18 protein-coding genes and 2 pseudogenes are annotated in these 22204 nt (G+C 63.3%); 8 read left to right on the top strand and 12 right to left on the bottom strand.

The window, feature by feature from the left end; genetic code table 11:
- Positions 1 to 50: 50 nt before the first annotated feature.
- Positions 51 to 1049, bottom strand: coding sequence for a bile acid:sodium symporter family protein (locus PMI20_RS21510; RefSeq protein WP_007930514.1), 999 nt, complete (start codon positions 1047 to 1049; stop codon positions 51 to 53).
- Between the two features lie 84 nt (positions 1050 to 1133).
- Between PMI20_RS21510 and PMI20_RS21505 the strand changes: the two genes are divergently transcribed.
- The 3 genes from PMI20_RS21505 to PMI20_RS21495 all read left to right on the top strand — a co-directional run bounded on the left by PMI20_RS21505 (position 1134) and on the right by PMI20_RS21495 (position 2537).
- Positions 1134 to 1922, top strand: a complete 789-nt coding sequence (locus PMI20_RS21505; protein ID WP_007930516.1) for an AraC family transcriptional regulator — start codon at positions 1134 to 1136, stop codon at positions 1920 to 1922.
- Positions 1923 to 2017: 95 nt separating this feature from the next.
- Positions 2018 to 2266, top strand: coding sequence for a type II toxin-antitoxin system Phd/YefM family antitoxin (locus PMI20_RS21500; RefSeq protein ID WP_007930518.1), 249 nt, complete (start codon positions 2018 to 2020; stop codon positions 2264 to 2266).
- Positions 2256 to 2537, top strand: coding sequence for a type II toxin-antitoxin system RelE family toxin (locus tag PMI20_RS21495; protein WP_007930524.1), 282 nt, complete (start codon positions 2256 to 2258; stop codon positions 2535 to 2537). The genes PMI20_RS21500 and PMI20_RS21495 overlap by 11 nt, the downstream gene beginning before the upstream one ends.
- Before the next feature lie 186 nt (positions 2538 to 2723).
- On the opposite strand, the gene PMI20_RS21490 is transcribed toward PMI20_RS21495, so the two are convergent.
- The 3 genes and pseudogenes from PMI20_RS21490 to PMI20_RS21480 form a co-directional block, all read right to left on the bottom strand.
- Positions 2724 to 4373: an FMN-binding glutamate synthase family protein gene (locus tag PMI20_RS21490; protein WP_007930525.1), complete on the bottom strand. Its 1650-nt coding sequence runs from the start codon at positions 4371 to 4373 to the stop codon at positions 2724 to 2726.
- A 33-nt stretch (positions 4374 to 4406) separates the two neighbouring features.
- Positions 4407 to 4908: pseudogene (locus tag PMI20_RS21485) on the bottom strand (acyl-CoA thioesterase).
- Between the two features lie 465 nt (positions 4909 to 5373).
- Positions 5374 to 6165 (bottom strand): class I SAM-dependent methyltransferase, encoded by a 792-nt coding sequence (locus PMI20_RS21480; RefSeq protein ID WP_007930528.1) that lies wholly within the window; start codon positions 6163 to 6165, stop codon positions 5374 to 5376.
- A gap of 87 nt (positions 6166 to 6252) precedes the next feature.
- On the opposite strand from PMI20_RS21480, the pseudogene PMI20_RS21475 reads away from it, so the two are divergent.
- Positions 6253 to 6358, top strand: a pseudogene (locus PMI20_RS21475) (AAA family ATPase); the annotation flags it as partial.
- 698 nt (positions 6359 to 7056) lie between these two features.
- Here the strand turns inward: PMI20_RS21475 and PMI20_RS21470 are convergent.
- Entirely contained in the window at positions 7057 to 7329 is a 273-nt protein-coding gene (locus tag PMI20_RS21470) for a hypothetical protein (protein WP_007927368.1), read from the bottom strand.
- A 415-nt stretch (positions 7330 to 7744) separates the two neighbouring features.
- On the opposite strand from PMI20_RS21470, the gene PMI20_RS21465 reads away from it, so the two are divergent.
- The 3 genes from PMI20_RS21465 to PMI20_RS21455 all read left to right on the top strand — a co-directional run bounded on the left by PMI20_RS21465 (position 7745) and on the right by PMI20_RS21455 (position 10386).
- Positions 7745 to 8131, top strand: a complete 387-nt coding sequence (locus PMI20_RS21465) for a RidA family protein (protein WP_007927369.1) — start codon at positions 7745 to 7747, stop codon at positions 8129 to 8131.
- Between the two features lie 235 nt (positions 8132 to 8366).
- On the top strand, positions 8367 to 9131 hold the full coding sequence (locus tag PMI20_RS21460; RefSeq protein WP_007927371.1) for an IclR family transcriptional regulator: 765 nt from the start codon (positions 8367 to 8369) through the stop codon (positions 9129 to 9131).
- Between the two features lie 37 nt (positions 9132 to 9168).
- Positions 9169 to 10386: an amino acid deaminase gene (locus tag PMI20_RS21455; RefSeq protein WP_007927373.1), complete on the top strand. Its 1218-nt coding sequence runs from the start codon at positions 9169 to 9171 to the stop codon at positions 10384 to 10386.
- A gap of 78 nt (positions 10387 to 10464) precedes the next feature.
- Here the strand turns inward: PMI20_RS21455 and PMI20_RS21450 are convergent.
- A protein-coding gene (locus PMI20_RS21450) for an IS3 family transposase (RefSeq protein ID WP_238543459.1) occupies positions 10465 to 11600 on the bottom strand; the annotation gives its coding sequence in 2 pieces (ribosomal slippage) (positions 10465 to 11351 and positions 11351 to 11600; 1137 coding nt in all).
- Between the two features lie 192 nt (positions 11601 to 11792).
- Between PMI20_RS21450 and PMI20_RS21445 the strand changes: the two genes are divergently transcribed.
- Entirely contained in the window at positions 11793 to 12710 is a 918-nt protein-coding gene (locus PMI20_RS21445; protein WP_007931044.1) for a sugar kinase, read from the top strand.
- A gap of 187 nt (positions 12711 to 12897) precedes the next feature.
- Here the strand turns inward: PMI20_RS21445 and PMI20_RS21440 are convergent, their stop codons facing one another.
- From PMI20_RS21440 to PMI20_RS21415, 6 genes are all read right to left on the bottom strand, one after another.
- A complete protein-coding gene (locus PMI20_RS21440; RefSeq protein WP_007932676.1) occupies positions 12898 to 13173 on the bottom strand; it encodes a peptidylprolyl isomerase in 276 nt (91 codons plus the stop codon).
- A gap of 52 nt (positions 13174 to 13225) precedes the next feature.
- Positions 13226 to 15763, bottom strand: a complete 2538-nt coding sequence (locus PMI20_RS21435) for a PAS domain-containing hybrid sensor histidine kinase/response regulator family protein (RefSeq protein ID WP_037036280.1) — start codon at positions 15761 to 15763, stop codon at positions 13226 to 13228.
- A 178-nt stretch (positions 15764 to 15941) separates the two neighbouring features.
- Positions 15942 to 17897, bottom strand: a complete 1956-nt coding sequence (locus PMI20_RS21430; RefSeq protein WP_007932991.1) for an acetoacetate--CoA ligase — start codon at positions 17895 to 17897, stop codon at positions 15942 to 15944.
- Between the two features lie 157 nt (positions 17898 to 18054).
- Positions 18055 to 18840, bottom strand: coding sequence for a 3-hydroxybutyrate dehydrogenase (locus PMI20_RS21425; protein WP_007924463.1), 786 nt, complete (start codon positions 18838 to 18840; stop codon positions 18055 to 18057).
- Between the two features lie 7 nt (positions 18841 to 18847).
- Positions 18848 to 20239, bottom strand: coding sequence for a GntP family permease (locus PMI20_RS21420; protein WP_007924461.1), 1392 nt, complete (start codon positions 20237 to 20239; stop codon positions 18848 to 18850).
- Between the two features lie 285 nt (positions 20240 to 20524).
- Positions 20525 to 21943 (bottom strand): sigma-54 interaction domain-containing protein, encoded by a 1419-nt coding sequence (locus PMI20_RS21415; protein ID WP_007924458.1) that lies wholly within the window; start codon positions 21941 to 21943, stop codon positions 20525 to 20527.
- Positions 21944 to 22204: the final 261 nt, after the last annotated feature.

The following is a 22204-nucleotide window of genomic DNA, read 5'->3' as shown; positions in this document are numbered from 1 at the left end:
CGCGAGCAAGCTCGCTCCTACAAAGGCGACATGCAGTTTAGGAGCCGCACTCAGGGATCGACTTGGGCCATCAGCTCCGGGATCGATTCCGGGCGTTTCGCGTAACGCTGGGCCAGCACCGCGCAGACCATCAGCTGGATCTGGTGGAACAGCATCAGCGGCAGGATCAGCACGCCCATGGTGCTGCCGGCGAACAGCACCTGGGCCATGGGCACGCCGGTGGCCAGGCTTTTCTTCGAACCGCAGAAGAGGATGGTAATGCGGTCTTCCTGGTTGAAGCCGAACAGCTTGCTCAGCAGGCTGGAGGCCAGCAGCGCCAAGGCCAGCAGCACGCAGCAGGCCAAGACCAGCCCGCCCAGGTTCCACAACGGAATCTGGTGCCAGATGCCTTCGTTCACCGCCTCGCTGAAGGCGCCGTAGACCACCAGCAGGATCGAGCCCTGGTCGACGAATTTCAGCCAGTTCTTGTTGCGCCCGACCCAGGCGCCGATCCAGCGGCGGGCGATCTGCCCGGCGATAAAGGGCAGCAGCAATTGCACGCTGATCTTGACGATGGCATCCACGGTCGAGCCGGCATCGCCGTGTACATTCAGCAGCAGGGTCACCAGCAGCGGCGTGAGGAAAATCCCGAACAGGCTGGACGCCGCGGCGCTGCAGATCGCCGCCGGCACGTTGCCCCGTGCCAGCGAAGTGAAGGCAATCGCCGACTGCACGGTGGCGGGCAGGGCGCAGAGGTAGAGCATGCCTAGGTACAGCTCGTTACCGATCAGCGGCGACAGCAGCGGCTTGAGCGCCAGGCCCAGCAGCGGGAACAGCACGAAGGTCAGGCTGAAGATCAGCAGGTGCAGGCGCCAGTGGCCGGCCCCGGCGATGATCGCCTCGCGCGACAGCTTGGCGCCGTGGAGGAAGAACAGCAGGGCGATGGCGGCGTTGGTCAGCCAGCCGAAGCCTAGCGCCACCTGGCCGCTGGCGGGCAGGAAGCTGGCCAGCAGCACCACGCCGATCAGGGTCAGGGTGAAATTGTCGGGCAAAAGACGTGAGCGACTCATAACGGGATCATCCAGGGGTTGCCAGGGCGGTGGGCTGACTCTAACGTGATGGCGGACTGCCGACTAACGCCAATGAGCCAGTAAATGCCGCCTAAAGGACATGAAAAGATCGTCCAACGCAGTATTCCCGGTCTGCCGAGCTTGCCGCGACCGGTGTACGGGCGCACCGAATCCCTGCCTAACCGGGCGCTGACCCGGCGCCACAGCCACCCCTGGGTGCAATTGTCCTACGCCATCCAGGGCGTGCTGGAAGTGCAGACCAGCGCCGGGCGTTTCATCGCCCCGCCGCAACGGGCGGTGTGGATTCCCGCTGGCATGCCGCACAAGGTGTTCAGCTCGCCGCGCACTGAAATGCGCAGCCTGTACCTGGATTGCCGTGTCACCGCCTGGGCCGGCGAAACCTGCCAGGTGCTGGCGGTGAGCAGCCTGCTGCGCGAATTGATCCGCGCCTTCAGCGAGCTGCCGGTGGAATACGCCGAAGATGGCGCCGACGGGCGTCTGGCCCAGGTCCTGCTGGATCAACTGGCCGCCGCGCCGCAACTGGACTTGATGCTGCCGTTGCCCCAGGACCCGCGCCTGCGGCAGATCTACCGCAGCCTGCAAGCGCACCCGGACCAGCCGACCACCCTGGGGCAGTGGAGCGAGAAACTGGGGGTGACGGAGAAAACCCTGAGCCGCCTGTTCCTGCGGGACACCGGCCTGACCTTCCGCGCCTGGCGCCAGCGCTTGCGCCTGCTGGGCGCCCTCACGCCCCTGGAGAACGGCGAGCGGGTGACGGACGTGGCGCTGGCCTGCGGCTACGACTCGACCTCGGCGTTCATCGCGGCGTTCCGCCAGCAGTTCGACGCCACGCCCGGGGAGTTTTTTCGCTAGCGCTTTCTTCTGATGCTTCTGGTCTGCTCTCAAGGTACTTGTCTGCACAAAGGTGCTATTTTGAGTGCTCTTAACAGCACTCATGAGAGCACTCCATGACCCATGTCCTTCTGTCCAACGTCGTTGCGAGCATTTCCGAACTCAAGAAAAACCCCATGGGCACTGTTGCGGCCGGTGGCGGCTCCTCCGTGGCCATTCTCAATCGCAACGAACCGGCGTTTTACTGCGTTCCGGCCAAGGAATACGAAGCCATGATGGAGCGCCTGGAAGACATGGAACTGCTCGCCTTGTGCCGTGAGCGAGAGAACGACCCGACCGTCAGGGTTTCGCTCGATGACTTATGAGCTGGAGTTCTCCGAGAAAGCCTGGAAGGAATGGCAAAAGCTGGGCCCCACGCTGAAAGAGCAATTCAAGAAGAAGCTGCAGGAACGCCTCGTCAACCCCCATGTCCCGGCCGATCGCCTGAGCGGTTTGGGCAATGCCTACAAAATCAAACTGCGCACGGCTGGCTACCGTCTGGTGTATCGGGTGGTGGATGAGGTGTTGGTGGTGACGGTCATTGCTGTGGGCAAGCGGGAGCGGGGGAGTGTCTATCAGCAAGCCAGGAAGCGTTAGCCGGCCAGGAGAGCTTCAAGACGCCGCCCAGGCTGTGCGCAATCTAGCCGCTGCCGCAGGCTGCGATCGGGCGCTTGCGCCCGGCACGATCCGGCTTCTGGAGTGCACTGGCGTCGGTGGCCGCCCCTCAACCCTGGACTTTGTACCCGTCATCCAGCGCGAACGGCCACCTCGTCATGCAAAAAACTAAGCCGGCGTCAGCCGCTCGGCCCTGGACGGCGCGGCCACGGCCAGTGGCGCGAAGCTGTGGGGTTGGGCCATGTTCCACATGCGCGCGTAGAACTCCGAACTGATGGGGCGTTGCAGCAGCTCGCCGGGTTCGAGGAACACGTGGATCTGCGAGAACAGCCGGACCTCGGTGGTGGTCAGGCGCCGTACCAGGTGCTTGGCCTGCAACTGCGCCGGGTGGTCGAGGCCGGCGGCGCTGAGCATCTCGCCGAGGGCGACCAGGGTGTTGCGATGGAAGTTGTGCACCCGCTCGGCCTTGTCCGTAACCTGCAGCGCTTTCTGGCGCAGCGGGTCTTGGGTGGCGACGCCGGTGGGGCATTTGTTGGTGTGGCAGCTTTGCGACTGGATGCAGCCGATGGCGAACATGAAACCGCGCGCGGCGTTGACCCAGTCGGCGCCGATGGTCAGCACGCTGGCGATGTCGAAGGCACTGACCACCTTGCCGCTGGCGCCCAGCTTGATCTGCGAACGCAGGCCGGCGCCGACCAGGGTGTTATGCACGAACAGCAGGCCCTCGCGCATGGGCATGCCGATGTTGTCGGTGAACTCGCGAGGCGCGGCGCCGGTGCCGCCTTCCTTGCCGTCGACCACGATAAAGTCCGGCTGGATGCCGGTCTCGAGCATGGCCTTGACGATGGCCATGAACTCCCAGGGATGACCCACGCAGAACTTGAAGCCCACCGGCTTGCCACCGGACAGGTTGCGCAGCTTGACGATGAACTCCAGCAACTGCATGGGTGTGCTGAACTCCGAGTGCCGCGCCGGCGACACACAGTCGTGGCCCATCTGCACGCCTCGGGTCTTGGCGATTTCGGCGGTGACCTTGTGCTTGGGCAGGATGCCGCCATGCCCCGGCTTGGCGCCCTGGCTGAGCTTGATCTCGATCATCTTCACCTGCGGATGGCTGGCCTGCTCGGAGAAGCGCTGGGCATCGAAACGGCCGTCCAGGGTGCGGCAACCGAAGTAGCCGCTGCCGATTTCCCAGATCAGGTCGCCGGCGAATTCCTGGTGATAGGGGCTGATGCTGCCTTCCCCGGTGTCGTGGGCGAAGCCACCGAGCCTGGCGCCTTTGTTCAGGGCGCGGATGGCGTTGGCGCTCAGCGCGCCGAAGCTCATGGCCGAGATGTTGAACACCGAGGCGCTGTAGGGCTGCAGGCAATCCGGCCCGCCGACCACCACGCGGAACTGGCTGGGGTCGCAGGCATCGCCCGGGACCATGGAATGGCTGATGAATTCGAAGCCGGGCTGATAGACGTCGGCCAGGGTGCCAAAGGCCTTCTCCGCGGGCTGGTTCTTGGCGCGGGCGTAGACCATCGAGCGTTGCGAGCGGGAGAAGGGCAGCTTCTCGTCGTCGCCTTCCAGCAGGTACTGGCGGATCTCCGGGCGAATCGACTCGATCAGGTAACGGATATTGCCGATGATCGGATAGTTGCGGCGCACCGCATGGTGGCTTTGCAGCAGGTCGTTGAGGCCGACCAGGCTGAGCACCCCGGCCAGCACGATCAGCCCCTGGCCCCAGAGGCTGGCGGGCCAGAACAACAGGCCGAACAAGGTGAGGGCAAGGCAAAGGATCAGGGTCGCGTAGCGACTGAGCAGCGATATCTTCATGGTCGTTCCTTGGGCAAATCGCAAGACATGGGTTCAGGCGGGCAGGGCGGGCTCAATCCGAGTTGCGGATCTGCCGATAGCGCTCCTGCAGCTCCTGGCGCTGCTGTTTGCGCAGCAAACCCTGGGCGTAGCGGCGTTGTTCGGTGGCGGTTTCCGGCACGAAGGCGCGCACCGGGTGCGGGCGCCCGTCGGGGTCGACGGCGACCATGGTGAAGTAGCAACTGTTGGTGTGGCGCACCGTGCGTTCGTGGATGTTCTCGGTCATCACCTTGACCCCGACCTCCATCGAGGTGCGCCCGGTGTAATTGACCGAGGCGAGGAAAGTCACCAATTCGCCGACATGGATCGGCTCCTTGAAGATCACCTGATCCACCGACAGCGTGACCACATAGCGCCCGGCGTAGCGCTTGGCACAGGCGAAGGCCACCTCGTCGAGCAGCTTCAGCAGGGCGCCGCCGTGCACGTTGCCGGAGAAATTGGCTTTGTCGGGCGTCATGAGCACGCTCATGCTCAATTGATAACTGCCTGGTTCCATGGGTGACCTCATCAGTAATCGATGCTGTCCGCATAGGCAGGCTAGAGCCCCGCGGACAGCATTTGGCTGGAGATCGGAGGGTAATAAGAAGTCTTGATAGTTAGCTAGCTATCTTTTGCAATGAGCTGTTGTGGGGATTGCAATAATGCGTGGGGAGGGGGCGATACCTAGCGCTTGTTATTCAACGGTGAGTCGCTTTGGTTGCAGTCAGGGCTAACAACCCTGTCGAGTTCACGCGCATGGGTAGCAGATTCGTTCACGCCTATCGGTAATACCGCGAACTCTGTAGCCGCTGCCGCAGGCTGCGATCAGGCGCTTGCGCCTGCCAAACCTGATCCACGACTTGAACGACTGTTTCTTTGCATGACACCGACCTGTAGGAGCGAGCTTGCTCGCGATAGAGTCCGTGCTGGCGCTGCCGTTTTTTGGACGGTGTCATAGGTAGCCAAAGAATCGAATACAGGGTCAATAATGATAACGACGGATTGCTTGTTCAAGACGGAATTCCGTCTTCGGAGGATTGTCCACGAGCCGCGCAACAATGAAGAGCTTATCGACATCATCGACCATGTGTCGCATGTAACAGTTGACCATTCGATAGCGTTCTATGGCGAAATAGGTGTTCATTATTTTGATTTTTTCGTCCATATCACCGTCATCGCCTACGTTGCCAGCACCTGGCCCGAAAACATTGTGGCTTTCAAACAGTAGGTAGCCACCCGGCTTTAGAAACGACACCAGGCGCTTCATGTAGTTTTCAAACCCCATATTGAGGTTGCCATCAATGGTGTGATGATTGGAAAACGACAGCACCACATCAAATTTTTTATCTGTGGCAAATACCGAAAAATCGCTTTCTATAAACTCTATATTGTCGCGCTTCAAATAACGCGCGGTATCCTTCGCCACTTTATTGAGAAAAGGGTTGAGTTCGACGGCTGTCACGGATTTTGCCAGTCGCGAACAATAAGCTGAGACGAAACCGCAGTTGCTGCCGATGTCCAGTACGTCAGCGCCCTTCAATTCTTCATCGATGGCGTATTGCTTGAACCGAAAGCCCGTAGGCTTCAGGCCTGTGATTCCCAGTTCTTCCAAGCCCTGATAGAAATATCCTTGGCTGTATTGTTGCTTCTTTGGCCAGTTCTTCTGCTGCTCCTTCAAATGCCCTCGCAAACGTTTCTGGATGAAAAGCGTGCCTTTGAAGAGCCCCTTCCAGAAATCAAAAAATGAAAGCCTGACGCTGTATGGAATTTCCATTGATAACCCTGAAATAAGACGTCGATACTGGTGAACCTTCCAGACTATCGGCCGCAGGTGGATTCACATTAGGCGTGCAGCCTTAACAAGATGACCACGGCGTTGCCGGATCGGCTGACACACCGTCGAAACAGGCAGCAACGAGTCCTACCGCCTGCAACACAGCAGGTTGGTCGCCCAGACAAAGATCAAACACGACATATCCATTGCTGCGGTCACGGCGGCTTATGGTTTCGCTCTTACGGCGGGGCACTTTTTACACGCTTCTGTAGGAGCGAGGCTTGCCCGCGATGGCGTCTGTGCTGGCGCTGCATTTTTTGGACGGGGTACATATCCATTTCCGCGGTCACGGCGGCTTATGGTTTCGCCCTTGCGGTGGGTCACTTTTTACAAGCTTCTGTAGGAGCGAGGCCCAGTTCAGGCTTGCCCGCGATGGCGTCTGTGCTGGCGCTGCATTTTTTGGACGGGGTACATATCCATTCCTGCGGTCACGGCCGCTTATGGTTCCGCCCTTACGGCGGGTCACTTTTGGCAAACGCCCGGAATGCCGGCCCAGCCAAAAGTAACCAAAAGGTCTCGCCCCTGGCGTACGGCCTTCGCTGCGCTCAGGTTCCCTCGCTCCGGCGTCCATCAGGGGGCATCGACTCCGGTCGGCTTCGCTTCGACCTCCATACGATGTCCTCGACTACGTCGAGGGGCGCTGCGCGCCATCCCCCTGATGAACGCCTCCACTCGGCCTCCCGATGGGGCGGGTGGATCAAAGGCCAAAGCCAAAGCACAGCAAGAGCAAGAGCAAGAGCAAGAGCAAGAGCAAGAGCAAGAGCAAGAGCAAGAGCAAGAGCAAGAGCAAGAGCAAGAGCAAGAGCAAGAGCAAGAGCCAAGGCGGTTCGGTTAAGGCTCTGGCAACTCCATCGCCCGTTGTTCAACCACGTGCAACACATCGCACCCGTCCTGCAACAACAAGGTTGCCACGCTGGAGAAGCGCATCAGGTCGAGGTCGTCGGCGTTGCGGCTGGTCATGCCGGACACGCTGTCCAGCATGTCCCGGGCAGCGCGGATGCGCAGGCCGGCGTAGGTCAGCAGGTCAAGCAAGGGGGCTTGAGGGTTGATAAAGGCGACGGGGTGGTCGGTGGTGTTGGAGGAGGTGAGAGGTTGGAAATCCATAACGGTGACGCTCCATGAAGGAATTTTAGGGTGTGCTCATGGAGATTCGGACGGCCAAATCCGGTCGCAGCGTTGGGAGCGACGAAACGGAATATAGGAGGCGTATCGCGGGGTAACAAGCCTGGAGGGCATGTTTACACCAGATACAGAAACGCCTTACACGAACCATCATTAATGGCCGAATAAATGGGGGTAGTAGCATTTATTTCAGGCCTGTTCTCTATCTCCTTGGTTCCAGATGTGTTGCCTATCCTCTGTTATCCCTCTCTTTCCCATGGCACACTCTTCGTGAATTTTCCGTTATTGCATATCTTGATCCGTTATAGTGGAATAAATGTCTCCTGGAATTACGCGAAGCGCCTTTTTAGGAACGGCTTATTCTGCTCAACCTTTCCTTTACTTAGGAGAACACCCCATGAGCATCACTCGCTACGGCACCGGCAGTACCGCCGGCGGTGGTCAACCCCGTCCTTTCGCTCGTGCCGTTGAGGCCGATGGTTGGTTGTATGTGTCCGGCCAGGTGCCGGCACTGGATGGCGAAATTATTCATGGCGGGATCGTTGAGCAGACGCATCAGACGATGCGCAATGTGGTGGCGATTCTGGAGGAGGCGGGGTACGGGCTGGAGGATGTGGTGCGGGTTGGGGTGTGGTTGGAGGATCCGCGGGATTTCTGGAGTTTCAACAAGGTGTTCGGTGAGTACTTCAAGCCGGAGCATGCGCCGGCGCGGGCCTGTGTGCAGGCCAGCATGATGGTGGATTGCAAGGTTGAGATCGATTGTGTGGCTTACAAGAAGAAGTAGGACTGTAGGCCGCTGATCGCGAGCAAGCTCGCTCCTACAGGGGCGGGTTTGTAGCCGCTGCCGAGCTTTGGCGAGGCTGCGATCGACCCCGCAGGGGGCGCGACGATTTCAAGAGCTTGCGCCCGCGTTGCAGTCGATCGCAGCCTCGCGGGCTCGGCAGCGGCTACGGGGATAGGGGCAATGCCGGGGTTTTGGGGCGCCGGAAATTTCGCAGTTTTTTGCAAAAGGCACAAAGATGACCGAAGACACCATCAAGCGCCGGGCCAAGGGGTTGGACCGGGCGTTCGATATTCTCGATTTCCTCAAGGAGATCGGCCAGCCGTTGCGCCCCAACGATATCGCCAAGGGGATCGGCAGCCCCAAGTCCACGGTGTACGAGCTGGTGGCGTCCCTGCTGGAGCGGCGGGTTCTGGAGCCGGTGGGCCAGGATGGGCATGTGTACCTGGGGCGTCAGCTGTACTTTCTTGGGCAGGCCCATCTGCGCCATTTCGACCTGACCCGCGAGGCCGACTCGGCCTTGCAGGAGATCGTCAGCCAGACCCGCGAGACCGCGCAGATGTGCCTGCTCAACGGGCGCAAATACACGGTGGCGCTGATGAAGGAGGGCGAGCGGCATTTCCGCATTTCCTCGAATATCGGCGAGAACGTGCCGATTCCCTGGACCGCTTCCGGGCGGCTGTTGCTGGGGCATTTGAGCGATGAGCAGATCGTCGAGTTGATCGACGAGCGCGACTTCATGCTCCCCGACGGGGAACGCCTGCCTGTGGCGACCTTCCTCAAGGAAATCCGCCAGGCCACGCAGGACGGTTTCTTTTCCTTCGACAGTGTGGCCGACACCTTTACCCATTGCTTCGCCGCCCCGGTGCGGGACGAGCGCGGGGTGTGCATCTGCACCCTGTGCATCGTCGCGCCACGGGCCGATGCCCAGAACAATTACGCCGACTACCGCCGGGTGCTGATCGACAGCGCGAATCGCCTGGCCCGTCGCATCAACGACTAATGTCAGCCCCTGTGGCTGCGCCGTAAGGAGTTCGAATATGCCTTCTGCCTTGATCAATGCCGTGGTGGAAAAGGGCGCCGCCCAACCGGGCGTCAGCCTGGTGCGCGATGTCAGCCTGCCGGCCCTGGTGCTGCACCGCGCGGCGCTGGAACACAACATCCGCTGGATGCAGAAGTTCGTCAGCGACAGCGGCGCCGAGCTGGCGCCCCACGGCAAGACCAGCATGACCCCGGCGCTGTTCCGTCGGCAGTTGGAGGCGGGTGCCTGGGGTATCACCCTGGCCACCGCGGTGCAGACCCGCGCGGCCTATGCCCACGGTGTGCGCCGGGTGCTGATGGCCAACCAACTGGTGGGTACGCCGAACATGGGGCTGATCGCCGAGCTGCTGGCCGACCCGACGTTCGACTTCTATTGCATGGTCGATCACCCGGACAACGTCGCCGACCTCGGGCAATTCTTCGCCGCGCGCGGGGTGCGCCTGAACGTGATGATCGAGTACGGCGTGGTCGGCGGCCGTTGTGGTTGCCGCAGCGAGCAGGAAGTACTGGCGCTGGCGCAGGCGATCCAGGCGCAACCGGCCCTGGCCTTGTGCGGCATCGAGGGCTACGAAGGGGTGATCCATGGCGATCACGCCGTCAGTGGCATCCGTGAGTTTGCCGGGTCCCTGGTGCGCCTGGCGGTGCAGTTGCAGGACGACGGGCTGTTCGCCATCGATAAGCCGATCATCACTGCCTCGGGGTCGGCCTGGTATGACCTGATCGCCGAGTCCTTCGAGGTGCAGAACGCCCAGGGGCGTTTCCTCAGCGTGCTGCGCCCCGGCAGTTACGTGGCCCACGACCATGGCATCTATAAAGAGGCACAGTGCTGCGTGCTCGACCGGCGCAGCGACCTGCACGAAGGCCTGCGCCCGGCGCTGGAAGTCTGGGCCCATGTGCAGTCCCTGCCGGAGCCGGGGTTCGCGGTGATCGCCCTGGGCAAGCGCGACGTGGCCTATGACGCCGGTCTGCCGGTGCCGTTGTTGCGCTACAAGCCGGGCGTGCTGCCGGCCAAGGGCGATGATGTCAGTGCCTGCAAGGTCACGGCGGTGATGGACCAGCATGCGTTCATGACCGTGGCGCCGGGGGTTGAGTTGCGGGTGGGGGACATTATTGCCTTCGGTACTTCGCACCCGTGTCTGACCTTTGATAAGTGGCGCACCGGGTTGCTGGTGGATGAGCGGCTGGATGTGTTGGAGAGCATGGAGACCTGTTTCTAAGGTGGGGCTGGCACCTGCTGCGCAGGTGATCGCGGGCAAGCCTGAACTGGTCAAGTAATCCTGGACACCATTTAAGGTTTACGCAGCCAGTCTTTCTGCTGCGACGGGTGATCGATATTCGTTGTAACTGTGAGGCCGAGTGGTGTTGTAGCGTGTGATGTAGCGCTGCACGTCCATTCGGGCCTCATGTTCCGAGCCGTAGCCGCCCTTAGGCACCCACTCCGACTTCAGGCTTCCAAAAAAACGCTCCATCGGGGCGTTGTCCCAACATTCGCCTTTACGGCTCATGCTCTGGCGATAGCCTTGTTCATTCAATTCATGCCTGAATTTGTGACTGGTGTACTGGCAGCCCTGGTCAGAGTGAAACAGCACGCCCTTTGGGTGTCCTCTCAGTTCAGTCGCCATCCGCAGTGCCTCACAGGTCAGCGTCGCATCAGAAATCGACGAGAACGACCAGCCCACGATACGGCGGGCAAACAGATCCAAAACAGCCGCCAAATACAACCAGCGCTTGCCAGCCTTGATGTAAGTAACGTCCCCACACCACACCTCGTTGGGTGCCTTCACATCAAACTGACGCTTGAGTTCATGCGGTGCCGTCAAAGCCTCCACACCCGATGACCGGTATTTGTGACGCCTGCGCTGCCGGCAGGTTATCCCGGCCTCTCGCATCAGGCTTTGAGCCTTGAATCGACCTATCTGGTGCCCAGCGGCCTGCAGCATTTTGGCCAGGGTACGAGAGCCTGCTGAGGCCCTCGACGCCTTGTGATGCTTGACCAGCTCCGCCTTGAGCCTTTCTCGCTCAGGGCATTGCTGGCCTTGGCGCTGACGCCAGCTGTAGAAGCTGCTGCGGCTGATCTCAAGCACACGACAGCACTCATTTACGCCGTACTGCTCGCCCAACTCATCGATCAGCGCGAGTGATCTTTGGCGTCCAAAAGCAGGAGAGCACTGGCCTTTTTTAGGATTTCGATATCCCGGTCTTTCTGCTTGAGCAGGGCCTGGAGCCGCTGAATTTCCCGCTGATCAGCAGTGATGGCTTTGGCCCCTATCGGAGTTAAACCTTCTCTTTCCTTGCGCAGTTGATCGACCCAGCGCCGCAAGGCCGTAGGACCAATATTTATGCTGGCGCAGACCTCGGGAACCGACTGTCCTTCGTCCAGCACCATGCTGGCTGCTTTGAGCTTGAACTCATTTGAATAAGAGTTGCGCATGTCCAAACACCTCAGATTTGGGCGCCATCATAGCGCCCGATTGAGGTGTCCAGAATTATTAGGCCAGTTCAGCCTCGCTCCTACGGATATGAGGCGTACACGCCTTGGCAAACGACACCAACCTTGTAGGAGCGAGGCTTGCCCGCGAAGACGTTCTTTCTCACAACAAAAAACTCTCAGAGACACCCCACCATGAACACCTGCACCACCGGGAAACGCATCGCCCTGATCGGCGAATGCATGATCGAACTGCAACACCGCGCCGACGGTAGCCTGCAACAGAGCTTCGGCGGCGACACCCTGAACACCGCCGTGTACCTGGCCCGTGAACTGGGCGAGGGCGCCCATGTCGACTATGTCACCGCCCTCGGTGACGACAGTTTCAGCGATGCGATGTGCCAGAGCTGGGCCGAGGAAGGCATCGGCCTGGGCATGGTCCAGCGCCTGCCGGGGCGCTTGCCCGGGTTGTACTGCATCCAGACCGACGCCAAGGGCGAGCGGCGCTTTCTTTACTGGCGCAACGAAGCGGCGGTGCGCGACTGTTTCACCACCCCCGCGGCCGAGCCGATCCTCGCGGCGTTGCCGACCTACGCGGTGCTGTATTTCAGCGGCATCACCCTGGCGGTGCTCGGCGAGTTGGGGCGCAAGAAGCTGATCGAGACCTTGGTTGAAGCACGCAAGCGTGGGGCGCAGATCGTCTTCGACAACAACTACCGGCCACGGCTCTGGGCCTCGGTGGAGCAGGCGCAGGCGGCTTATCGCGAGGCGCTGGCCTATGTCGATCTGGCGCTGTTGACGGTGGATGACGAGCAGGCGCTGTTCGGTTATGCCGACAGCCAGGCGGTATTGGCGGCCTACGCGGACACCCCGGAAGTGGTGCTCAAGCGGGGCGCCGAAGCGTGCCTGATCCGCTGTGGCGGCGAGTCGTTCGAGGTGCCGGCGCAGCGGGTGGAGCAGGTGGTGGACACCACGGCGGCGGGGGATTCGTTCAGTGCGGCGTATCTGGCGTGCCGCTTGAAAGGCGGCAGTCCGCAGCAGGCGGCGCAGGCCGGGCATCGCTTGGCGAGCCGGGTGATCCAGGTGCCGGGGGCCCTTGTCCCAAGACCCTGAGGCAACCCTGTAGCCGCTGCCGAGCCTGCGAGGCTGCGATCGGCACCGCAGGGGCCGCAAAACCTGGCGACGCGGTCTACCTGAAAAATTGGGGATACCGCCCTTGCGCCGGCTGCGCCGTCGATCGCAGCCTCGCAGGCTCGGCAGCGGCTACAGGGGCGTGGTCGAAGCGTGGTGAGCGACGCGGTCAATCGCGGTAGAACACCTGCACCAGGTGATAGCCGAACTTGCTCTTGATCGGCCCGTGCACGGTGCGCAGGGGTTTTTTGAAGATCACCTGGTCGATGGCCCCGACCATCTGCCCCGGCCGCACTTCACCCAGGTCGCCGCCGCGTTTGCCGGAGGGGCAGGTGGAGTACTTCTTCGCCAGCACGTCGAAGGCTTCGCCCTTGGCGATGCGCTGCTTGAGCTGTTCGGCCTCTTCGGCGGTTTTCACCAGGATGTGGCGGGCTTGGGCTTTCATGGGGCAGTTACCTTGGAACGGTGCGGACGGCGGGGGCGGATTATGCCTGAAATCAGCCCTGCCGGCCGATCATCTGACGAATCTTCTGGGCCAGCGCCTCGATGGAAAACGGCTTGGCGATCAGGTCCATGCCAGCGTCGAGAAAGCCCTGGCGCTCGGCGGCCTTTTCCGCGTAACCGGTCATGAACAGCACCTTGAGTTGCGGTCGCTGCTGGCGGGCGATCTCCGCCAGCTGCCGGCCGTTCATGCCCGGCAGGCCGACGTCGGTCACCAGCAGGTCGACGCGCCGCTCGGACTCCAGCAACGGCAAGGCGCTCTTGGCATCCTCGGCTTCGAAGGCGCTGTAGCCCAGTTCGCTCAGCACGTTGAGCACCAGCATGCGCACCGCCGGGTCGTCCTCCACCAGCATCACCGATTCGCCGGCCACCGCGTACGGCGCTTCGACGCTGGCCGGTGCCGGGCTGTCGGTTTGGGCACCGCTGTACAGGCGCGGCAGGTACAGGCGCACGCAGGTGCCCTGGCCCGGTTCGCTGCTGATGGTCAGGTGGCCGCCGGATTGCTGGGCGAAGCCGTAGATCATCGACAGCCCCAGGCCCGTGCCCTGGCCGATGGGCTTGGTGGTGAAGAACGGGTCGAAAGCCTTGGCCAGCACTCGCGGGGTCATGCCGGCGCCGTTGTCGCTGACGCCGAGCATCACGTAGTCGCCGGCCTTGACCGGTTCCAGGGTGCCCAGGTCGCTGCCGTTGAGGTAGCTGTTGGCGGTCTCGATGGTCAGCACGCCGCCGTCGGGCATGGCGTCGCGGGCGTTGATCACCAGGTTGAGCAGGGCGTTTTCCAGCTGGCTGGCGTCGCTGTTGATCGACCAGACGTTGGCGCCCAGGTTCATCTTCAGCTCGATATGCTCGCCCTTGGTGTGGTTGAACAGGTCCTGCAGCGAACGCACCAGCTGGTTCGGTTCCAGCGGCCGGCGGTCCAGCGACTGGCGCCGGGAGAACGCCAGCAGGCGGTGGGTGAGGGCGGCCGCGCGCTTGGCCGAGGACATCGCGGCCTCGGTGAAACGGCCGATCTCCGCGCTGCGGTCGGCGTCGATGTAGCGCTGCATCAGCTCCAGGCTGCCGATGATGCCGGTGAGCATGTTGTTGAAGTCGTGGGCGATGCCGCCGGTAAGCTGGCCCACGGCTTCCATCTTCTGCGCATGGCGCAGGGCGTTTTCGGCGCGCTCGCGTTCGAACATCTCGCTCTGCAGGCGCTGGTTGGCGGCGGCCAGCGCCTGGGTGCGCTCGGCCACCCGTTCTTCCAGGGTTTCGTTGAGGTTGCGCAGGGCTTCCTCGGTCTGTTTGCGCTCGGTTTCGTCGATCACGAAGATGTAGAAACCATTGATCGCGCCGTCGGCGCCGTAGCGCGGCAGGTACTTCATCAGCGCGTGCCGCGCGCGCCCGTCGCGGTGCGGCGAGTTGGCTTCGAAGCTGCAGGGTTTGCCGGCCAGGGCGGCGGCGATCTTGTCGGCGCGGGTGGCGTAGATCTCGTCCCCCACCACTTCGCGGATGGTCCGCCCGTACAGCTCTTGCGGGGTCAGGCCGTACCAGTCGAGGTAGGCGCTGTTGTTCAGGCGAAAGCGCTCTTCGTGGTCGACGTAGCCGATCAGCACCGGCATGGCGTTGATGATCAGCTGCAATTCGGTCTGGCTCTGGCGCAGCGCCTGTTCCATCTGCTTGCGGTCGGTCAGGTCCAGGGCGGCGCCGAGGAAGCGCACCGGCCGGCCATGGTGATCCTTGTAGCAGCGCCCGCGGGCGAAGACCCAGCGGATCTGCCCGTCGGGCTGTTGCAGGCGGTATTCCTCGGCGTATTCGGTGCCGTGGGTGATGCAGTGCTTGATGCTGCGCGCCACCATGCTGCGGTCTTCCGGGTGCACGCCCTTGAGGTAGTCGCTGATGGGCAGTTGCCCGGCCTGGGCCGGGTCGATGCTGTGCAGCTGGGCGAAGTGGGCGTCGGCGATAAAGCGGTCGTCGCCGATGTCCCAGTCCCAGGTGCCGACCGCGTCGGTCGCCGCCAGCGCCAGTTGCAGGCGCTCTTCGGTTTCGTGCTGGGCCTTGAGGCTGGCCGCCGAGCGCTGCTCCAGTTCCAGGGCGATGCGCCGGCGCTCGTTGGTTTCGATGCTGGTGACCAGGATCCCGGCGACTTCGCCGCTTTCGTCGCGGATCGGGCTGTAGGTCAGGTCCAGCCAGACGTCCGACTCGCGGCCGTGGCGCAGCAGGGTGAAGGGTTTTTCGCTGAAGGTGCGCACCTGGCCTTGCAGCACGGCTTGGTAGATCGGCGCGGTGAAGTCCTGGAGTTCCGGCCAGGTCAGGTGGGTCGACTGGCCGAAGGCGCCAGGGTGCTTGTTGCCGGCCAGCAGGGCGAAACCGTCGTTGTAGATCTGTGTCAGTTGCGCGCCCCACAACAGCAGCATCGGCATCGGCGAGTGGATCACGATGTCCACTGCGGTGCGCAGGCTCTGCGGCCAGTGGTCGACCGCGCCCAGCGGCGTGGCGGCCCAGTCCAGCCGGGCAATCAGGGTTTCGGCTTCGCTGCCGGAGGGGGAGGCGTTCATGTCGGGGGTGTCCTGAGCGTGCATCACGCCGGCATTGTAGCCGCTGCCGCAGGCTGCGATCGACGGCGTAGCCGGCGCAAGGGCGGTTTTCCCGATCCAGCAGGTGGACCGCGTCGCCAAGTTTTGCGGCCCCTGCGGTGCCGGGCGCAGCCTGCGGCAGCGGCTACAGGGGCAACGATCAGTCGCGCAACTCGGGGCGATCGCGAAACTGCTCCAGCGCCTCGGGGTTGGCCAGGGCGTCGGTGTTTTTCACCGGCAGGCCGTGCACCACGTTGCGCACCGCCAGTTCGACGATCTTGCCGCTGATGGTCCGCGGGATGTCGCTGACCGCGAGGATCTTCGCCGGCACGTGCCTTGGCGTGGTGTTGGCGCGGATCACCTGGCGGATCTGCTCCTGCAGGGCGTCGTCCAGTTGCACGCCGTCCTGCAGGCGCACGAACAGCACCACCCGCACGTCGTTGTCCCATTGCTGACCGATGGCCAGGCTTTCCAGGACCTGCTCGAGTTTCTCCACCTGGCGGTAGATCTCCGCGGTGCCGATGCGCACGCCGCCGGGGTTGAGCACGGCGTCCGAGCGGCCGTGAATCAGCCAGCTGCCATGGGCCAGTTGCTCGGCGTAGTCGCCCTGGGCCCAGACCCCGGGGAACTGGCTGAAGTAGGAGGCGCGCAGCTTCTCGTGCCGCGGGTCGTGCCACAGGCCGATGGGTATGGCCGGGAAATGCCGGGTGCAGACCAGTTCGCCCTTTTCGCCGACCACCGCCTGGCCCTGGTCGTTCCACACCTCGACCGCCATGCCCAGGCCCTTGCCCTGCATTTCGCCGCGGTGCACCGGCAACAGCGGGTTGCCGATGATGAAGCAGGAAATGATGTCGGTGCCGCCGGACATGGAGGCCAGGCACAGGTCCTGTTTGAACGCGCGGTACACGTAGTCGAAGCTTTGCGGCGACAGCGGCGAGCCGGTACTGAGCAGGGTCTTGAGGCTGGCCAGGGAATGGCTTTGCCGTGGCTGGATGCCGGCCTTTTCCAGGGCCACCAGGTACTTGGGGCTGGTGCCGAAAACGCTGATGCCTTCCTGGTCGATCAGGTCGATCAAGTGTTCGGGCGCCGAGTGGAACGGCGAGCCGTCGTACAGCAGCACCGTGGCGCCCACCGCCAGGGCGGAGACCAGCCAGTTCCACATCATCCAGCCGCAGGTGGTGTAGTAGAACAGCACTTCGCCGGCGCGCAGGTCGGAGTGCAGGCCGTGCTCCTTGAGGTGCTGCAACAGCACGCCGCCGGTGCTGTGGATGATGCACTTGGGCACGCCGGTGGTGCCGCTGGAATAGAGGATGTACAGCGGATGGGCGAAGGGCACGGCGACGAACGCCGGCTCGCCGCCGGGGCGGTAGAAGTCGTCCCACAGCGCGACGCTGGCCGAGGTGCGAAAGTCTTCGGCGCGGGCTTCGGGCCGCGCGTACGGCACGATGATCAGCTGTTGCAGGGACGGCAGGCGTTCGAGGATCTCGTTGACCTTGGCCGTCTGGTCGATCTGTTTGCCGGCGTAGCGGTAGCCGGCGCAGGTGATCAGCACCTTGGGTTCGATCTGGCCGAAACGGTCGATCACCCCCTGGGTGCCGAAGTCTGGCGAGGAGCTGGACCAGACGGCCCCGAGGCTGGCGGTGGCGAGCATGCCCACCAGGGTCTGCCAGGTATTGGGCATGCAGGCCGCGACCCGGTCGCCAAGGCCGACGCCGGCGGCCCGCAGGCTCTGTTGCAGGCCGGCGACATGGGCCGCCAGCTGGTTGTAGGTCAGCTGTTCGCGCTGGCCGTTCTCGTTGATCGCCACCACCGCGACGCCATCGTCACGCCGTTTGAGCAGGTGTTCGGCGAAGTTCAGGGTGGCGTCGGGAAACCACTGGGCGGCGGGCATGCCGCGGCCTTCGATCAGCACCGCGCTGGGGGGCGCATGGAACTCGACATCGAAGAAGTCGACTATGGCCTGCCAGAAGGCTTCGCGCTGCTCGATGCTCCATTGGTGCAGGGCGGGGTAGCCGTCGAGGTCCAGGTCGTGACGGTGATTGATCAAGCGCCGGAAGGCTTCCATGCGGGTCTTGCTGATGCGCTCGGCACTGGGTTGCCAGAGTAATTCGGACATGGGTGGCCTCTTGTTTTTCTAATGCACGCAAAGCGATTTTCAAACGCCCTGTAGCCGCTGCCGCAGGCTGCGATCGACCGGAACGGTCGTGGCGATATCACTGGCGCTGAAAGACCCTTCGGGTCTTATCGCAGCCTGCGGCAGCGGCTACAACGGCTTACTGCGCCAGCCAGCCGCCATCGATATTCCACGCCGCGCCACGCACCTGGCTGCCGGCCTCACTGCACAAGAATAGGACCAACTCGCCCAGCTGCGAAGGCGTGACGAACTCCAGGGACGGCTGTTTTTCCGCCAGCAGGTCGTGCTGTGCCTGTTGCGGATCGACCCCCGCGGCGATGCGGTCGTCGATCTGCTTTTGCACCAGTGGGGTCAGGACCCAGCCCGGGCAGATGGCGTTGCAGGTGACGTTGCTGGTGGCGGTCTCCAGGCCGACCACCTTGGTCAGGCCGATCACCCCGTGCTTGGCCGCCACATAGGCGGCTTTGCCCACCGAGCCGACCTGGCCATGCACCGAGGCGATGTTGACGATCCGCCCCCAGCCCTTGGCGCGCATGCCGGGCAGGCTCAGGCGGGTGCTGTGGAACACCGACGACAGGTTGATGGCGATGATCGAGTCCCAGCGCTCCACCGGGAACTCCTCGACCGCCGCCACATGCTGGATGCCGGCGTTGTTGACCAGGATGTCGACGCCGCCGAACTCGCGCTCGGCGTAGGCGAGCATGTCGGCGATCTGCGCCGGGTCGCTGACATCGGCCGGGTGATGGCCGACCTTGCCGCCGCTGTCTTTGTTGAGACGCGCGACCTCGGCGAGCACCGTCGAGGCATCGCCGAAGCCGTTGAGGATCAGGTTGGCGCCGGCCTTGGCCAGGCTCAGGGCGATCCCCAGGCCAATGCCGCTGGTGGAGCCGGTGACGAGGGCGGTCTTGCCCGCAAGATTGCTCATGAATACCTCACACAATGCCGGTGGCGTAGAAAGTGGCGATCACGACGAAGACGGCCAGGGTCTTGATCAGCGTAATGCAGAAAATGTCCTTGTAGGCTTGGCGGTGGGTCAGCCCGGTGACCGCCAGCAGGGTGATCACCGCGCCGTTGTGCGGCAGGGTGTCCATGCCGCCGCTGGCCATGGCGGCCACGCGGTGCAGCACTTCCAGCGGGATGTTGGCGGCATGGGCGGCGCTGATAAAGGTCTCCGACATGGCCGCCAGGGCGATGCTCATGCCGCCCGAGGCGGAGCCGGTGATGCCGGCCAGCAGGGTCACGGTGATGGCCTCGTTGACCAGTGGGTTGGGGATGCTTTTCAGCCAGTCCGACAGCACCAGGAAACCCGGCAGGGAGGCGATCACCGCGCCGAAACCGTATTCCGAAGCGGTGTTCATCGCCGCCAGCAGGGCGCCGCTGACCGCGCTCTTGCTGCCCTCGGCGAGCCTGCCGCGAATGGCCGAGAAGCCGAACACCAGGACCATGATGATGCCCACCAGCAAGGCGGCCTGGACCGCCCAGATGGCGGTGAGCTTGGCGACGTCGGTCTGCACCGGGGCGGCCATGCCGGCCAGGGCCAGGCTGTGGGTCTTGCCGTACCACTGGGGAATCCAGTGGGTGAACAGCAGGTTCATCAGGCCCACCAGCAGCAGCGGCGACAGGGCGATCCAGGGGTTGGGCAGCTGGATGTCGGCGGCGGTTTCCGGCTCGTTGCGCAGGTCGCTGCCGTAGCCTTCACCGGCCTTGTGCGCCTTGTTGCGCTGGCGCTGGAGAAACAGCATGCCGGCGCAGAACACGAAGACGGTGCCGATCACCCCCAGCCAGGGCGCGGCCCAGGCGGTGGTGTTGAAGAAGGTGCTGGGGATGATGTTCTGGATCTGCGGGGTGCCGGGCAGGGCGTCCATGGTGAAGGAGAACGCGCCGAGGGCGATGGTCGCCGGGATCAGGCGCTTGGGGATATTGCTCTGGCGGAACATCTCCGCGGCGAACGGATAGACCGCGAACACCACCACGAACAGCGACACGCCGCCGTAGGTCAGCAGGGCGCAGACCAGCACGATCACCAGCATCGCCTGGCGGGTGCCGAGCAGGCGGATGGCCGCCGCGACGATCGAGCGGGAGAAGCCCGACAGCTCGATCAGCTTGCCGAACACCGCGCCGAGCAGGAACACCGGGAAGTAGAGTTTGATAAAGCCGACCATCTTCTCCATGAACACGCCGGTGAAGGCGGGCGCCACGGCGGACGGGTCGGTGAGCAGGACGGCGCCGAGGGCGGCGATGGGGGCAAAGAGGATAACGCTGTAGCCACGGTAAGCAGCCAACATCAGCAGCGCGAGGGCTGCTAGGGCAATGATCACACTCATGGTGTGTCTCTCCAGGATTGTTATTTTTGTAGGGTGTTGCGGGTGTGAGAGGGGCTATAGCGAGTTTTGTGCCATATGGTTAAGTGTTTGATTTATAAGGGTATTATTATTTTTATTAGAAGGCTTTTAGGATTTTTGTCTCTGATCTGAGACGTGTTGGCCGGGAGATTTCTATCGCGAGCAAGCTCGCTCCTACAGGTACGCTGCAAACCCCTGTAGGAGCGAGCTTGCTCGCGATGAGCGCGAAGCGCTCAAGGCTGTCTCTACATGGAGATTGATATCTCTTTATTGAGACTCTTCGATCCCCAGCGCCGCCATCTTCTTGTACAGGGTCGAGCGCCCCAGCCCCAGGCGTGCCGCGGCTTGCGCCACTTTGCCGTTGCATTGCGCCAGGACCGACTCGATCACCTGGCGGTCGAAACGCTCCCGCGCGGCGGCGAAGGTTTCGTCGGGCTGCACTTCGGCGGCCTGGGGGCTGGCCGCGCGCGGCACCGGGCTGAAGGTGCCGATGGCCGCGCGCAGGTCGCCGGCGTTGAGCATCAGGTCGTCGCTGAGCAGGGCGGCGCGTTCCAGCACGTTGCGCAGTTCGCGGATATTGCCCGGCCAGGCGTGCTGGCCGAGCAGGGCCAGGGCATCGGGGGTCAGTTCGTGCTGGCTGCGCAGTTCTTCGAGGATGGCTTCGCTGAGGGCCGGCAGGTCGTCCAGGCGTTCGCGCAGCGGCGGCACCTGGATCGGCAGCACATTGAGGCGGTAATACAGGTCGGCGCGGAATTCGCCGCGCTTGATCGCCGCTTCCAGGTCGGTGGAGGTGGCGGCGATCACCCGCACGTCGCTCTGGATCACCTCGTTGGAGCCCACTGGCTCGAACTCTTTCTCTTGCAGCACCCGCAGCAGCTTGCTTTGCAGGGGCAGGGGCATGTCGCCGATCTCGTCGAGAAACAGCGTGCCGCCCTGGGCGATCTGCAGCTTGCCGGCGCGACCCTTGCGGTCGGCGCCGGTGAAGGCGCCGGGGGCGGTGCCGAAGAACTCGGCCTCCAGCAAGGCCTCGGGAATCGCCGCGCTGTTGATGCTGACGAAGGCCTTGTGCGCCCGTGGCGACGCGGCGTGGATGGCCTGGGCCAGCAGCTCCTTGCCGGTGCCAGTCTCGCCTTGCAGCAGCACCGGCGAGTCGGCGCTGGCGCTGCGCCGGGCGCGGCGTTTGACTTCCAGGCTGGCGGCGCTGGTGCCGATGAAGTGGGCGAAGTTGTATTTGGCCTGCCGCGCCCGCAGCAGCGAGCGCGTGGAAGCAAGCTCTTCCTGCATGCTCAGGTAGCGCTTGAGCATCGGCGACAGGCTGCGCAGCTCGTCGAACAGGGCAAAGCCGATGGCGCCGATCACCGCTCCGGCGTCGTCGTGGATCGGCAGGCGCATCACCACCAGCGGGTCCTTGGGGGTGTCCTGCATGTCCAGCAGGATCGGCCGCCCGGTGCGCACCACTTCGCGCAACAGGCTGCCGGGGATCACGCTTTCGCAGGCCTTGCCGATGGCGAACGCCGCCGACTCCAGGCCGAAGCGCCGGGCGTAGCGCTCGTTCATCCAGACGATATTGGCGTCGCGGTCGACGATCACCGTGCCCTCGCTGGATTGCTCGATGATCTCGAACAGCGAACGGATCGCCAATTGGCGGACCCGCTGGTAATCCTTGAGGCTTTCGGTGTCGTTCATGGGGGAGGTCCTGAAGGGAGCGCGGCGCCGATTATGCCGGGAATCCTCGCGGCTGGCTCTTGCCTTGTAGCCGCTGCCGCAGGCTGCGATCGACCGCGCAGCGGGCGCAGGGTCTTGAGGCCGCCGGAGGTCCTTCGGACCTATCGCAGGCTCCGCCAGCGGCTACAGGGATAGCGTCTGTAGGAGCGAGGCTTGCCCGCGATAGGCTTGACGCGGTGGGCCTGCAATACCGCGGCGCCTGAATCGCGGGCAAGCCTCGCT

Origin of the sequence: Pseudomonas sp. GM17, from assembly GCF_000282175.2 — a bacterium.
GTDB classification, from domain to species: domain Bacteria; phylum Pseudomonadota; class Gammaproteobacteria; order Pseudomonadales; family Pseudomonadaceae; genus Aquipseudomonas; species Aquipseudomonas chlororaphis.
This window is presented reverse-complemented; position numbering and strand designations above follow the sequence as displayed.

Bases quoted from the DNA above. Each gene is read 5' to 3' on its own strand.
- PMI20_RS21425 (WP_007924463.1), bottom strand. From the start codon at position 18,840: ATGAGCAATCTTGCGGGCAAGACCGCCCTCGTCACCGGCTCCACCAGC.
- PMI20_RS21420 (WP_007924461.1), bottom strand. From the start codon at position 20,239: ATGAGTGTGATCATTGCCCTAGCAGCCCTCGCGCTGCTGATGTTGGCT.
- PMI20_RS21460 (WP_007927371.1), top strand. From the start codon at position 8,367: ATGACCGAAGACACCATCAAGCGCCGGGCCAAGGGGTTGGACCGGGCG.
- PMI20_RS21435 (WP_037036280.1), bottom strand. From the start codon at position 15,763: ATGAACGCCTCCCCCTCCGGCAGCGAAGCCGAAACCCTGATTGCCCGG.
- PMI20_RS21480 (WP_007930528.1), bottom strand. From the start codon at position 6,165: ATGGAAATTCCATACAGCGTCAGGCTTTCATTTTTTGATTTCTGGAAG.
- PMI20_RS21430 (WP_007932991.1), bottom strand. From the start codon at position 17,897: ATGTCCGAATTACTCTGGCAACCCAGTGCCGAGCGCATCAGCAAGACC.
- PMI20_RS21440 (WP_007932676.1), bottom strand. From the start codon at position 13,173: ATGAAAGCCCAAGCCCGCCACATCCTGGTGAAAACCGCCGAAGAGGCC.
- PMI20_RS21495 (WP_007930524.1), top strand. From the start codon at position 2,256: ATGACTTATGAGCTGGAGTTCTCCGAGAAAGCCTGGAAGGAATGGCAA.
- PMI20_RS21455 (WP_007927373.1), top strand. From the start codon at position 9,169: ATGCCTTCTGCCTTGATCAATGCCGTGGTGGAAAAGGGCGCCGCCCAA.
- PMI20_RS21490 (WP_007930525.1), bottom strand. From the start codon at position 4,373: ATGAAGATATCGCTGCTCAGTCGCTACGCGACCCTGATCCTTTGCCTT.
- PMI20_RS21465 (WP_007927369.1), top strand. From the start codon at position 7,745: ATGAGCATCACTCGCTACGGCACCGGCAGTACCGCCGGCGGTGGTCAA.
- PMI20_RS21505 (WP_007930516.1), top strand. From the start codon at position 1,134: ATGCCGCCTAAAGGACATGAAAAGATCGTCCAACGCAGTATTCCCGGT.
- PMI20_RS21470 (WP_007927368.1), bottom strand. From the start codon at position 7,329: ATGGATTTCCAACCTCTCACCTCCTCCAACACCACCGACCACCCCGTC.
- PMI20_RS21445 (WP_007931044.1), top strand. From the start codon at position 11,793: ATGAACACCTGCACCACCGGGAAACGCATCGCCCTGATCGGCGAATGC.
- PMI20_RS21500 (WP_007930518.1), top strand. From the start codon at position 2,018: ATGACCCATGTCCTTCTGTCCAACGTCGTTGCGAGCATTTCCGAACTC.
- PMI20_RS21415 (WP_007924458.1), bottom strand. From the start codon at position 21,943: ATGAACGACACCGAAAGCCTCAAGGATTACCAGCGGGTCCGCCAATTG.
- PMI20_RS21510 (WP_007930514.1), bottom strand. From the start codon at position 1,049: ATGAGTCGCTCACGTCTTTTGCCCGACAATTTCACCCTGACCCTGATC.